Origin of the sequence: Sphingobacterium sp. UBA865 (assembly GCF_002295765.1) — a bacterium.
In the GTDB taxonomy this organism is placed as follows: Bacteria; Bacteroidota; Bacteroidia; order Sphingobacteriales; family Sphingobacteriaceae; genus Sphingobacterium; species Sphingobacterium multivorum.
Genome location: NZ_DBGB01000012.1, coordinates 139894 through 154195 on the forward strand (window position 1 = coordinate 139894; position 14302 = coordinate 154195).

General features: G+C 40.0%; 8 protein-coding genes and 1 pseudogene. All 9 read left to right on the forward strand.

The window, feature by feature from the left end:
• Window positions 1-39 precede the first annotated feature (39 nt).
• Entirely contained in the window at window positions 40-639 is a 600-nt protein-coding gene (locus B2O97_RS05990) for a TetR/AcrR family transcriptional regulator (protein ID WP_046674552.1), read from the forward strand.
• A gap of 77 nt (window positions 640-716) precedes the next feature.
• Window positions 717-1919 (forward strand): efflux RND transporter periplasmic adaptor subunit, encoded by a 1203-nt coding sequence (locus B2O97_RS05995; protein ID WP_115045755.1) that lies wholly within the window; start codon window positions 717-719, stop codon window positions 1917-1919.
• A 14-nt stretch (window positions 1920-1933) separates the two neighbouring features.
• Window positions 1934-5122, forward strand: coding sequence for an efflux RND transporter permease subunit (locus B2O97_RS06000; protein ID WP_070565477.1), 3189 nt, complete (start codon window positions 1934-1936; stop codon window positions 5120-5122).
• A 24-nt stretch (window positions 5123-5146) separates the two neighbouring features.
• Window positions 5147-6574: an efflux transporter outer membrane subunit gene (locus B2O97_RS06005; protein WP_070565683.1), complete on the forward strand. Its 1428-nt coding sequence runs from the start codon at window positions 5147-5149 to the stop codon at window positions 6572-6574.
• 290 nt (window positions 6575-6864) lie between these two features.
• Window positions 6865-7347, forward strand: a complete 483-nt coding sequence (locus tag B2O97_RS06010; protein ID WP_070565479.1) for a DUF4822 domain-containing protein — start codon at window positions 6865-6867, stop codon at window positions 7345-7347.
• 384 nt (window positions 7348-7731) lie between these two features.
• Entirely contained in the window at window positions 7732-8835 is a 1104-nt protein-coding gene (locus B2O97_RS06015; RefSeq protein ID WP_070565481.1) for a sensor histidine kinase, read from the forward strand.
• Window positions 8835-9596 carry a LytR/AlgR family response regulator transcription factor gene (locus B2O97_RS06020; protein WP_286767119.1) on the forward strand — a complete coding sequence of 254 codons (762 nt, stop codon included), beginning with the start codon at window positions 8835-8837 and terminating at the stop codon, window positions 9594-9596. Before B2O97_RS06015 ends, B2O97_RS06020 begins: the two co-directional genes overlap by 1 nt.
• A 240-nt stretch (window positions 9597-9836) precedes the next feature.
• Window positions 9837-10955 (forward strand): efflux RND transporter periplasmic adaptor subunit, encoded by a 1119-nt coding sequence (locus B2O97_RS06025; protein WP_286767120.1) that lies wholly within the window; start codon window positions 9837-9839, stop codon window positions 10953-10955.
• Window positions 10956-11139: 184 nt separating this feature from the next.
• Window positions 11140-14301: pseudogene (locus B2O97_RS06030) on the forward strand (efflux RND transporter permease subunit).
• Window position 14302: the final 1 nt, after the last annotated feature.

Genomic DNA, 14302 nt, shown 5'->3' on the forward strand with positions numbered 1-14302 from the left:
CACTTTTGCTTAACACTGTTAAATTATTTACGCATTAGCATGGGTAGCAAAGAACGCATACAACGGCTCAAAGATGAGAATAGAACTAATATTCTAGATGCTGCGCTCCAAATCGTCAAAGAAGAAGGATGGCAGGCCTTGAGTATGCGCAAAATTGCAGATATCATCGAATATACTGCCCCCATGATATACGAGTATTTCGCCAATAAAGATGCCATTCTGATGGAGCTTGCTAACCAAGGTTATCTCCTGCTTGCCAAAAAAGTAAAACAAGCCAAATCAACTGAAACCGATTTGGAGAAACAATTAGAAGCAATGTGGTTTAGCTATTGGGATTTCGCCTTCGAAGAACGCGAATTGTACCAATTAATGTTCGGTGTGGGAACGGCCTGTTGTGGTTTTGAAAAAACCTATAAATGTGCTGAATCCCATGGAAAATTGATAAGTGATGTCATCCGTGAAATCATGAAAGAGAAAAACCCATCCGAAGAATTGATCTGCAGGAAGTATTTTACGTACTGGTCAATTATACATGGATTGATTTCGATCAATTTGGTAAACCAAGGCAATGGCGACAATACCAATCAAGAGGTTTTAAAGGATGCTATTTACGGCATCACACGCTCCCTGACTGATTAATTTTTTTACACCAAAAAATACAACGTTAAGAAATCTAACACCGTTAAATATACCAAAACTTCAATTTTTAATATCACATGAAAACAAATCTATCACCAAGTCTTAAAAGGATTTACGTTCCAACACTTAACAGTGTTAAACGAATTAATATCGTAAAGACTGCATATGTGCTCAGTGCAATCTTTCTATATAGTTGTTCAACAGGCACGAGCAAACCCATTGATCCACCACCGGTTAACCTTCCGGTCGTTACCATCGAGAATGGTAACGAGACGGTTTATCAAGAATATCCAGCAACTATTGAAGCTTCGGCCAATATTGAGATCAGGCCACAAGTCGAAGGGATTTTGGAAAACATCTATGTCGATGAAGGTGCTAAAGTAAATAAAGGTCAGGCGCTTTTTAAGATTAACGACCGCCCCTATCAGGAACAATTAAATCAAGCGAAGGCAAATTTGCTAGCAGCAAAAGCTTCCTTGGAAAACGCCGAGTTAGAAGTGGAAAAGAAAACAAAGCTGGTGAACACCAAAGTACTGACAGACTTTCAGTTAAAAACTGCAATTAGCGCACGTAACGCCGCTAGAGCAAATGTACAACTGGCACTGTCGGCGGTTGAAACGGCAAAAATCAATGTCGGATACACGCTAATACGGGCTTCAGCCGAAGGATACATCGGTAGATTGCAGCGCAAACAAGGGAGTTTGGTGGGACCTACAGACTCCCAACCACTTACAGCATTGTCAAATGTAAGGGATCTCCATGTCTATTTCTCATTGGGAGAAAATGACTTTATCGCATTCAAAAACAATACAGAAGGTAGTAATTTACAACAAAAGCTTCACAACCTACCTCCGATCAGCTTAGTTCTTTCGGATCAGACAATTTATGATCAGAAAGGAAAAATTGATATGGTGGATGGCCAGTTTGACAAAAATACCGGTGCGATTACCCTCCGCGCGACGTTCAACAATCCGGAAGGGGTTTTACGTAACGGAAATACCGGCCGTGTAAGACTACAGAAGAAGTATGCACAAGCATTATTGGTACCTCAACTTGCTACCCTTGAAATGCAGGATAAAATCTTCGTTTACACCGTTGGCAAAGAAAATAAAGTTGTTCAACAGCCCATTACTGTCATCGGAAAAAGTGGTGCAAATTACCTCGTAAGCAAAGGACTGAATGCGGGAGATCGGATTGTCTACAAAGGCATTGACCTGCTTCAGGATGGGCAGAAAATTACGCCACAAGCTTTATCAAGGGATAGCATCAATTCATTATAATATTAGAAAATCACATGCTTAAGAAATTTATAGAAAGACCTGTACTTGCTACCGTTATCTCCATATTACTTGTCATATTGGGGGTGATTGGTATCCTTAAACTGCCTTTGCAGCAGTTTCCCGATATTGCACCGCCCGCGGTGCAAGTAACGGCATTATATCCTGGGGCAAATGCCGAAACGGTACTCCGTGCCGTAGCTCCCTCACTCGAAGAGTCAATCAACGGTGTTGAAAATATGAGCTACATGAGCTCTACTGCCAGTAACGACGGCTCGTTAATGATTACCGTATATTTTAAACTTGGCACTGACCCTGACCAAGCTGCTGTGAACGTCCAAAATCGTGTGGCTCAGGCAACCAGCCAATTGCCCGCTGAGGTTGTACAAGCCGGAATTACAACAGCAAAACAGCAAAACAGCTTGATCATGGTATTGGATCTCTATACGGAAGATCAGAGTAAATACGATCAGACCTTTATTACCAACTACGCGCAAATCAATATTATTCCCGAACTGAAACGGATACCTGGTGTTGGACAAGCATTGGCGTTTGGTGGTAGCAAAGACTACTCCATGCGGGTATGGCTTAATCCAAATCAAATGGCGACCTATAAACTAACGCCTGAGGAAGTTATGGCTGCAATTCAAGATAAAAACGTTGAAGCTGCTCCTGGTAAATTCGGCGAGAGCAGCCGTGAAGCTTTTGAATTTGTGATCAAATATAAAGGTAAACTCAACCAACCAAGTGACTACGAAAATATTATTATCCGCTCCAACACTGACGGTTCAGTACTTAAACTCAAAGACGTCGCTCGTGTTGAACTGGGATCCTATACCTATGCGAGCCACACCCGTATCAATGGCAAAGCAGGATTGAATATTGGGGTAATGCAGCTGGCAGGTTCGAATGCAAATGAAATTCAGATCGCGATTCAAAAATTCATGGAGAAAGCCTCTTTAAGCTTTCCGAAAGGTGTCAAATATCTCGTTTTATACAACACAAAAGATGCACTTGATCAATCTATTGACCAAGTAAAACATACACTAGTTGAAGCATTTATATTGGTATTTTTAGTTGTCTTTCTATTCCTTCAGGACTTTAGATCGACATTAATACCAGCGATTGCAGTACCAGTAGCCATCGTTGGAACATTTTTCTTCATGCAGCTCTTCGGCTTTTCAATCAATCTATTGACCTTGTTTGCCCTGGTGCTCGCCATTGGGATTGTCGTCGATGATGCAATTGTGGTCGTCGAGGCAGTGCACGCCAAGATGGAACATGAAAATCTCCCACCTAAGCTCGCTACAACATCTGCCATGAGCGAAATCACCGGGGCAATTATCTCGATTACATTGGTGATGTCTGCCGTATTCCTTCCCATCGGCTTTATGGAAGGTTCTACCGGAGTGTTTTACCGACAATTTGCTTTCACGTTAGCGATTGCAATCGTTATTTCAGCAATTAATGCCTTGACACTAAGTCCTGCGTTATGTGCACTCTTCTTAAAACCAACGCATCATGGTCATTCTGATGCTAAGAAACTTAATTTCAAGGAACGTTTCTTTGCTGGATTCAATGTTGGATTTGACCGGTTGACTAAAAACTATTTAGGTAGTCTACGCTTCTTGATCCGTTACAAGTGGGTTGCATTTGCAGGATTGGCGATTACCCTACTTTTGACAATATTTATGATCCGTAAAACACCTACTGGATTTATTCCGTCGGAAGACCAAGGATTTATTGCCATTTCTTTATCTATGCCTGCAGGCGCTTCGTTAGATCGTACTTCTGGGGCATTAGCCGAAGCTGAGAAGCAACTTCAACATGCTGATTTTACCAAAACTTTAAATGTACTTGCTGGTTTCAATATTTTAACACAATCCACAAGTCCTTCAGCGGGTGTTGCATTTATCCTCCTTAAACCACATGAAGAACGTGGTCAGATAAAAGACATCAATGCGATTATGGCCGATGTGAATCAACGCCTGGCAAATATCAAAGGTGCAAATTTCTTTGTCTTTACCTTCCCTACAGTACCAGGGTTCAGTAATGTTGACGGTCTCGATATGGTATTGCAGGACAGAACCGGTGGACAACTTGGAAAATTCAGTGGCGTAGGCCAGAAGTTTATTGGCGAACTGATGAAACGTCCTGAAATCATGATGGCTTTCACAACCTTTAAAGCGGATTATCCACAATATGAGCTCCAGGTAGATGATATCAAGGCAGAGCAACTTGGCGTAAGCACAAAAAGTATATTACAAACCATGCAGGCCTATTTTGGTAGTGCCCAAGCTTCAGATTTTAATCGTTTTGGAAAGTACTATCGTGTGATGGTCCAAGCTGATGCCAAGGATAGAAGTGAACCTACTTCAATGGACGGTATTTTTGTAAAAAACAGATTAGGTGATATGGTTCCCATCAATACATTAGTCAAATTAGAACGTGTATATGGACCGGAAACAGCATCGCGGTACAACTTGTTTAATTCAATCGGCATAAATGCAATACCAAAACCCGGATATAGTTCTGGAGACGCTATCCGTGCAGTTGAGGAAGTTGCAAAACAACAATTGCCTACTGGATTTACCTATGAATTCTCAGGTATGACCAAGGAAGAAATTGTCTCCGGAGGACAGTCTACATTGATTTTTATTCTCTGTCTGATATTTGTTTACTTCTTGCTTGCGGCACAATATGAAAGCTACATCATTCCATTAGCGGTTATTCTCTCCATTCCAACCGGCATATTTGGCGTCTTTGCAGCAATTAGCTTCACTGATATCGCCAACAACATCTATGTACAAGTTGCACTTGTCATGTTGATTGGTTTACTGGCCAAAAATGCCATTTTGATTGTGGAATTTGCTATTCAGGGGCGCAAACAGGGGCTATCGATTCCTAGCGCTGCACTTAAAGCCGCAAGATTACGTTTGAGGCCTATTATCATGACTTCTTTAGCCTTTATTGTTGGTATGATTCCAATGATGACAGCCGTAGGTCCGTCTGCTCAAGGAAATCATTCCATCAGTATTGCCGCTGCGGGTGGGATGTTCACCGGAGTAGTTTTAGGACTCTTTATTATCCCGATTCTCTTTATTTTCTTCCAATTTATCCAAGAGAAAATAGCTGGTGTCCCGAAGCAAAAGCAGTATGAAAGCGAGACCGCTTCGTTGGAAATACCCGTGCATACAAACAATTAGTATATCATGACAAAATTTAAATATATGAATAGTAAAGCAAAGTTACTGACGGTTTTCATCTTATCTTTTGTCGCATGGTCCTGTAAAACAGATAAGTTGGTCAGCAATCAACACCTTGCCCCTAACTTACCCGAACAGTACCGCGACCAAGCTAAAGCTCCGCAGGAAACTAGCATTGGCTCTATTCCATGGCGTGATTTTTTTAAAGATCAAATCCTACAGACATTGATTGACAGTGCAATACAACATAACTTAGATATGAAGCTAGCACTGAAAAACATAGAAGCGTCTCAACTTAGCCTGAAACAAGCAAAAGCGAACTATCTTCCCTCAGCCCAGCTACAGATCAGGGGAAATAGCACCAATCCATCCAATAACAGTATGAATGGATTGAGCCTCGGACAGTTTTTAGGCCAACATCATGTGGAGGATTATACGGCATCCTTAGGTTTATCCTGGGAGGCCGATCTATGGGGTAAAATCAAAAATCAAAATATCGCTGCTTTAGCTTCCTATCTGCAGACAGAAGAAGCTAAAAAAGTAATTCAAACCCAATTAATTGCACAAGTTGCACAAGGTTACTATCAACTGCTGATGCTATATCAATTGCGTGATATTGCCAAACAAAACTTGCAATTAAGCGATACAACCTTACGCATCGTCCAACAGCAATATGAAGTTGGTGACATTACGCTGCTTGCGTTGGAACAGGTTGATGCGCAACGATTGTCCGCAGCGGCGTTAATCCCTGACTTTGAACGGCAGATCACTATTCAGGAAAATGCCATTCAGATTCTTAGCGGAAAACTCCCACAAGAGATTAAGACAGCGGAGAAATTGACAGACATCCAGTTCCCCGAAGAGCTAGCAACTGGCATACCAGCTGATTTGTTGAGCCACCGTCCGGATGTAAAACAGGCCGAACTAGCTGTTACAACTTCACAGGCCTATCAACAGTATGCAAAAGCGCGCATGTATCCTTCCTTGGTGATTAGTGCCGAAGCTGGCGTAAACGCATTCAAAGCAAGTAATTGGTTCAACTTGCCCGCGTCATTATTTGGTGCAATTACAGGGAGTATTACACAACCTATTTTCCAACGCAAGGAATTAAAAACGCAATATGAGCTGGCGCGTGTCGAACAAGAAAAGAATGTATTGATCTTCAAGCAAAAAGTAATTTCAGCCGCTGGGGAAGTATCCGATGCTTTAATTTCAATTCAAAAATTGAAAGAAAAACAAAAGATTACTTCGGATAGAACGACGCGTTTAAAGCAAGCGACAAAGCATGCCAATCTTTTGTTTGAAACAGGAATGGCCACCTACTTGGAAGTAATCACAGCGCAAAGCAATATCTTACAAAGTGAGCTCGAACTTGCTCAGGTAAAAAAAGCGGAGCTTTCTGCTGTTGTTGATCTATACCGCTCATTGGGAGGTGGATGGAGCAATAACTAATACGGTATAAAAAGCAATTTTCTAATTTTATTATACATATCTGGTAGATGGGGGGCCCTTAGGGTCCCCTGTTTTATTTTTATCCGAAGTTCATTTTTACACCACCTTTAACATAACGCCCTGTAAAGCAAACTTCAAATCAGGCAATACATAAGCTTTTTCTATTTTTTAGAATTTCTTCAACAACCCGATCGCATTCAATTTATAAATCCTTCAAACCTTGGAATAAAAGAGACAAATGCAACTGAACCAATGCGATTACTTTTGTTTCATAATATAAATTTTATAAAATGAGAGATTTAAAAAAGATTGCACTAGCGGTATGTATCGCCTTAAGCACATTAGTAGCGGTGAGCTGCAGTAAAGATGATGAAACTGTTGTTGAACCCCAGCTTACCCCAAGCGAAATATTAGCCAGTACGCCATGGGAAACAACAAACGCAAAGAATAATAAAGGTGAAAGTGTAGTATTAACAGATGCTAACGTGGCAAATTTTGTAGGATTTGCTTATTTCAAATCTGATGGTACTTTTACAATGTTCAATCTTGACAATTCTCCAAAAATGCACGGCGACTGGACCGTATCTGCAGATGGTAAAACGAGAACAATTGTTGCTAAAAATGCTGCTGGAGAAACGTTGTTTACTCGTGTGGTTGATATTACGGTATTAACAAAGAAAGAATTCACTTATAGAGTTTATCCAAACGCTAATGACAAAACGATCTATTTCGATATCATCCATACACCAACAACTCATCAAGAGCCAAAATAATTTATTAGATAACACATCGAAAAAATAGTAACCACAATAAAACAGAAAGGCTTGACGAAATGATGTCAAGCCTTTCTGTCTATCGCTAAAAACGAATTCCATATTCAAAGTCACTCTTTGACACGATTAGATCAAATGATTATAAAACAAAAGATAACTACAAGATTTACAATATATTAAAAAAATATCACAGGGATTTCATTATGAATTATACACTGATAGGCCAAGGTTAGATCATCTATCAGCCTTCGTCAATATACGCCTGAGTGCATCAAATTGATATTTCAGTCAGGGCTTTATACGCTTCAGCAGAAATTTGTCGTCCAATACTAAAAGGAATTACGAAATTTGCATAGATTTCACCGATACAGATAAGTTAAAAGAATGCAGGATATAGCGATCTATAAAAACGATAAGACTCTAATTAGTACAAATAAAAAAAGGCTGATATTTACCTTTCTGTCCTTTCTGCTTATTTATCTCGTTGCCTATATTATTGATCCTTTCTCGAGTTGCTGGGATGGCTATTTTAAACGGAATATGTTTGAAATACTCGGTGAATGGACATTTACGATCATTTATAGCTTTATCATTTCCGAATTTAGTATCATTGTCCATGACAAGCTTAATAAGTTCTTAACCTGGAAAGATAGTCCGACAGAGCGACTTCTACTTGAAACCGTCATCAACCTTTTTGCAGTACTCTTTATCAATTTACTTCTGGAGTACCTGATTTCAAAATATTATTTTGGACCTCAAAATGTTACTATAGCCCCATCTTTGGAGGAAAAAAGGGGGATGATTCAAAACATTACAATCAGTGTATTGATTGCGTTGATGATCATGGGGATCAATATTGGTAGTCATTTGATCACCAACTGGAAGAATGAATCCATGCGCGCTGCAAAGCTTGATCAGGTCATTCTTGAAACAGAACTTCAATCGTTAAAATTACAGATCGACCCCCATTTTGTCTTTAATAACCTGAGCGTGCTCTCAGAAATCATCCTCGAAGACCAACAATTAGGCTATGAATATGCAGAAAACTTCTCCAAAATATATCGCTACCTTCTTGTCAATTCCAAAAAGGACATTATCTCACTCGAAGAAGAACTCAACTTTCTAAATTCATACATATTTCTCATCAAAAACCGATTTGGCGATGGGGTAAACTTCGAAATAAACGTCAATCCCGCCAAACGCAATTGCCAATTACCTCCTCTTACCTTACAGTTATTGGTAGAAAATGCATTAAAGCATAATCAGACAAATAAGAGAAAACCGCTGAAAATTAAAGTCTACACCAACGCCCAGAATCAACTTGTTGTTGAAAATATATTAATTCCTATTGAGAATGTATCCGAATCATCGGGAATCGGAATTTCAAACATCATTAAAAGATACGATTTGCTATCCAACTTAAAACTGCAAATAAAGAATGATGGCAAAACATTTAACGTTATCCTCCCACTTTTAGCGCAAGCATAATGAATATAACCAAAGTATTAATCATCGAGGACGAAAAACTCAATGCCGATCGTTTAAAGCGACTTTTGAAAGAAATAAAACCATCCATCATTATTTTGGATGTACTTGATAATATTGCGGATAGCATCAATTGGTTCAATAGCAATGAACTTCCCCACCTGGTCATGATGGATATTCGTTTATCCGATGGCTTAAGCTTTGAAATATTAGAGACTATAAAAATAGACTGCCCAATCATATTTACAACAGCATTTGACGAATACGCTGTGAGGGCTTTTAAATTCAATAGCATAGATTATTTGCTCAAACCTGTAGAAAAAATAGAGCTGGGAAATGCCATCCAAAAACTTGACTATCAAAAAGATCTCCAGATCAACCAACAACCGCTTCAAGGTTTATTGGATTTTATCTATCCAAAAGATTTTCGCTCACGTTTTCTAATTCCATTCAAAGACGGTTATAAGACCATTCTCGTCGAAGAAATATTATACTTTTACTCCGAATTTAAACTTACCCATGCGCAACTCAAATGTGGTACTGTCGAAATTGTCCCTCAAACAATGGAAGAACTCGAACAGCAATTGAATCCAAAAGTATTTTTTCGCGCCAACAGGCAATTCATTGTACATATAGATGCGATCAAAAGATTACATAACCACTTCAACGGAAAACTAAAAATAGAAATTAAACATAACGATCAAGTGGAAATCCTTGTGAGCAGAGAAAAGGCTCAACTGCTAAAAAATTGGTTAGACTATTAATGTTAAAACTGATCCGCTTGCTCCTTTTTTCGTCAGAAAGGTAAAGTAAGTTTTCGCGATGAAGAAGGGATGTTAATCTATAAGCCCAATATCTTCGACACAATTGGATCGTACCATTTAATATCGTAAAATTCAGCTCACCACTGTGACGTTTCAGTAAGCAATTGTAACGTCTCGGTAGATTTCTTTGCCTTATGGCTTAAAAGAATTCTTTTCTTTGTTTCATTATAAAATGATAAAATGGCACAAAGAACGATGACTTTAAAACCTTTCCTTACACTTATTACAGCAGCAGCATTATTATCGTCCTGTGGAGGCAACCAAGATCAACCGCAAGAGCAGGCAGTTACTGTTGACTTTATCGAATTATCTCCTACCCACGCGGAGACCGAAAAAAAATATCCTGGTACATTAGAGGGGACCGTCAACGTCGATGTCAAAGCGCAAGTAACTGGATATCTGGATCAGATTTATGTCAAAGAAGGAGACTATGTATCCCAGGGTCAACCCCTTTTCAAAATAAAAGCTGATGTCTACAACGAACAAGTAAACAACAGCAAGGCAGCTTACCAAGCTGCTTTATCGGCAGAACAAAACGCGAAATTGGAGATTGAAAAAATCAAACCACTTGTTGAAGGTAAAGTGTATACCGAATTACAGTTAAAAACTGCAGAGGCCAATTATGCCGCAGCTAAAGCACAGGTAGCGCAAGCACAAGCTGCACTCGGTTCATCTCAAATAAATGCCAAATTTACGTTGATCAATGCACCAGTGAGTGGTTATATCGGCCGTATTCCTAATCGGATCGGAAATTTAATTACCGCAGCAGATGCGACACCGTTAACAACGCTATCTGAAATCAATACCGTAAATGTGTATTTTTCATTGAGTGAGGCCGATTTTATAGCCTTTATCAAAGATCAGAATAACAAATCATCCAATCAACAAGCAACGCTATTACTAGCTGATGGAACGGCATACAACCATTCGGGGAAAGTAGAATTAGCCAGTGGTAACATCGACAGAACAACCGGAAGCATGGCACTTAAAGCAAGTTTCACCAACCCTGATAAAATTCTCCGTTCGGGTGGTTCAGCCAAAGTAATCTTGAAAAAAGCGCACGAAAACGTATTGTTGGTACCTATGGCGGCTGTCAAGCATATTCAAGATCGCTACTTCGTTTATGTTATTGGCGAAAAGAACAAAATTTCCATGAAACAGATTGAAATTGCGGGAAATACCGCCAACGCCTATTTACTTAAATCAGGACTTACAGCTGGTGAAAAAATCGTTATGAATAGAATTGACATGCTTAACGATGGAATGCAAGTTCAACCGACTAAAAAATCCACCATGTAACCAGATGGAGCGTAGATAGCAACGACAGAGCTGCTGAAAAAGTTCCTTTTTAAATATTTGGGAGAAATCTAGGCAATAGCAATCATGGCAAAAGCTGCAACGTCCAAAGAGCGGTAACACGCCTATACGTTCCGTATGCGTTTTTAAAAAATGGTACTAAAAGCTTTATAAAAATTATACTAAAATGTTAAAGAAATTTATTGACAGGCCAGTTTTGGCAACTGTTATATCGATCATATTTGTCATACTGGGGGTCATCGGTCTTTTTAGGCTGCCCCAAACGCGATTCCCGGATATCGCCCCGCCCACGGTCCAAGTTACCGGAAGCTATCCCGGAGGAAATAGTGAAACAGTATTGAGATCAGTTGTTACACCCCTTGAAGAACAAATCAATGGTGTGGAGGACATGGAATACATTACATCGACTGCAAGTAACGATGGTACATTCTCTGTGCGCATTGTCTTTAAAGCAGGTGTAAACCCAGATCAAGCAGCCGTCAACGTGCAAAACAGAGTACAACAGGCTACTCCGATCTTGCCACAGGAAGTTGTCCGGATGGGATTAACGACCTCCAAGCAACAAAATAGTATGATCATGATATTTAATATCTATACAGAAGATAATAAAAAATATGATGAACTATTTTTACAGAATTATGTGAACATCAACTTGATCCCACAGATCAAGCGTGTTCCCGGGGTCGGTCAGGCGATGGTATTTGGTTCCAAAGACTATTCGATGCGTGTATGGTTGAATCCGCAAAAAATGGCAAGTTATGGACTTGTGCCGCAAGAAGTCATCGCTGCAATTTCCAAACAAAGTCTGGAATCTGCACCTGGAAAATTAGGTGAAGAATCAAAAGCACCTCTTGAATATGTTATACGCTATAAGGGGAAAAAGAATCTTCCAGAGCAGTATGAAAACATTATCGTTAAAAACAATAATGTCCAGATCGTACGTTTAAAGGATGTGGCACGTATTGAGTTTGGCTCGATCAGCTATAGCGGTAATTCATAAAATAACGGTCTCAATACCGTCACCATCGGTATATTCCAGACATCAGGCTCCAACGCCAATGAAATTGAAATTGGAATCGACAAACAGATTGAAATAGCGCAACGCTCATTCCCTCCTGGAATCAAGATTTTTAAATTGATCAGTACCAAGGAGCGCTTGGATGAAAGTACAGCCCAAGTACGCTCGACATTAATTGAAGCCTTCATTTTGGTTTTCCTCGTTGTATTCTTATTCTTACAAGACATACGATCGACTATTATTCCAGCAATTGCAGTCCCTGTAGCTATCGTAGGTACCTTCTTCTTCTTGCTCGTATTTGGCTTTACCATCAATATATTGACGTTATTTGCCCTCGTACTCGCCATTGGTATTGTTGTCGATGATGCAATTGTCGTTGTCGAAGCAGTACATGGAAAGATGGAGACTTCCAATTTAACAGGTAAACAGGCTACCCATAGTGCCATGAGTGAAATCACGGGAGCTGTAATCTCCATTACCTTGGTGATGTGTGCAGTTTTTATTCCCATTGGATTTATGACAGGTTCATCGGGCATGTTTTATAAACAGTTTGCCTATACTCTTGTGATCGCCATTGTGATCTCTGCGATCAATGCATTGACGCTGACACCTGCACTATGTGCATTATTACTTAAAAATACACACGCCGAAAATCAAGATGGACAGACCTCAAAAACTGGCTTTTCTCAGCGTTTTTTCAAAGCGTTTAACGCAGGCTTCGAAAACATGACCAATCGATACGTTGGTTCATTAAAATTCCTTGCAAAGAAAAAATGGATTTCGTCACTTTTGATCCTGGCTACAATTGGCGTTGCGGGGTACCTCATGACAAGCACTTCCAAAAGTTTCGTACCAATGGAAGATGATAACTTTGTCGTATACAGTTTGGAAATGCCCCCAGGAACGGGACTGGACCGAACAACAAAAGCAGTAGAAAAAATCGAAAAACTACTGGCCGATATCCCTTCGATTGAAAGCCATACAAGTATTACTGGATTCAATATGATCGGTAACAACTCCAGCGCAGCCTATGCGACAGGATTTATACGCTTGAAAGATAAAAAGAAACGTGGTGAGATGAACGATATTGATCAGATTCACCAAGTTATCTCACAAAAATTATCCAGTGTCAAAGAAGGTAACGCAATGGCATTTCGCTCCCCTCCTGTTGATGGTTATGGTATGATGAATGGCGCGGAACTCGTTTTGCAGGACAGAGCTGGTAAATCGCCGGTAGAGCTCAAAGCAATGTCCGACTCCGTTATTGCGCAGATTATGAAACAACCGGGAGTGCAATTTGCCTATACCATGTTCAGAGCAGATTATCCACAGATGGAGTTAGAAGTAGATGAAGACAAAGCGGCCCAACTTGGCGTAGATGTCAGTGAAATGCTTTCGTCCGTTCAAACTTACTTTGCGGGTGACCAATCATTGAATTTCAATCGTTTCGGTAAATTCTATCGGATAGCAGTTAAAGCTGATGGCATTTATAGAACCGATAAAGAAGCATTCAACGAAATATTTGTCAAGCATAATCTTGGCCAAATGGTCCCTGTAAATACCTTGGTCACACTTCGTAAAGTGTATGGTCCTGAGTCGGTAACACGTTATAATTTATACAATTCACTCACAATAAACGTTGTTAGTACGCCTGGCATCAGTAATGGTGCGATCATGGAAACATTGGAGAAAAATGTATTGACCAAGTTACCGGGAGACTACAGCTACGAATGGACGGGACTTAGTTTGGAAGAGAAGTCTTCAGGCAATCAAACCGTACTTATCCTAGCATTAAGCTTGCTATTTGTATACTTATTACTATCAGCACAGTACGAAAGTTATTTATTGCCTCTTGCCGTCTTATTATCAATCCCAACAGGGATGATCGGTTCTTTCTTAGGAACACGTGCCATTGGATTGGACAACAATATCTACGTCCAGGTCGGCTTGATCATGCTCATCGGTCTTTTGGCAAAAAATGCCATTTTGATTGTCGAATTTGCATTACAGCGAAGAAGAGCTGGCTCCTCTCTCATTGATTCGGCCTTAGAGGGGGCACGAGCTCGTCTACGCCCAATCCTGATGACTTCATTGGCTTTCATTGCCGGTATGGTACCTTTAATGTTTGCGACTGGCGGAACGGCCACAGGTAACCATTCCATCAGTACCGGAGCAGCAATGGGTATGTTAAGCGGTGTTGTCCTTGGGGTAATCATTATACCGTTACTATACCTGGTATTCCAATATTTGCAAGAAAAAGTTTCGGGTAAAAAACTTACGGACAATACAGTACACAATACAAACGATTAAA

What these genes read in the sequence shown, in the direction of transcription:
- B2O97_RS06020 (WP_286767119.1), top strand. Translation starts at nt 8,835, where the DNA reads ATGAATATAACCAAAGTATTAATCATCGAGGACGAAAAACTCAATGCC.
- B2O97_RS06010 (WP_070565479.1), top strand. Translation starts at nt 6,865, where the DNA reads ATGAGAGATTTAAAAAAGATTGCACTAGCGGTATGTATCGCCTTAAGC.
- B2O97_RS06015 (WP_070565481.1), top strand. Translation starts at nt 7,732, where the DNA reads ATGCAGGATATAGCGATCTATAAAAACGATAAGACTCTAATTAGTACA.
- B2O97_RS06005 (WP_070565683.1), top strand. Translation starts at nt 5,147, where the DNA reads ATGAATAGTAAAGCAAAGTTACTGACGGTTTTCATCTTATCTTTTGTC.
- B2O97_RS05995 (WP_115045755.1), top strand. Translation starts at nt 717, where the DNA reads ATGAAAACAAATCTATCACCAAGTCTTAAAAGGATTTACGTTCCAACA.
- B2O97_RS05990 (WP_046674552.1), top strand. Translation starts at nt 40, where the DNA reads ATGGGTAGCAAAGAACGCATACAACGGCTCAAAGATGAGAATAGAACT.
- B2O97_RS06025 (WP_286767120.1), top strand. Translation starts at nt 9,837, where the DNA reads ATGGCACAAAGAACGATGACTTTAAAACCTTTCCTTACACTTATTACA.
- B2O97_RS06000 (WP_070565477.1), top strand. Translation starts at nt 1,934, where the DNA reads ATGCTTAAGAAATTTATAGAAAGACCTGTACTTGCTACCGTTATCTCC.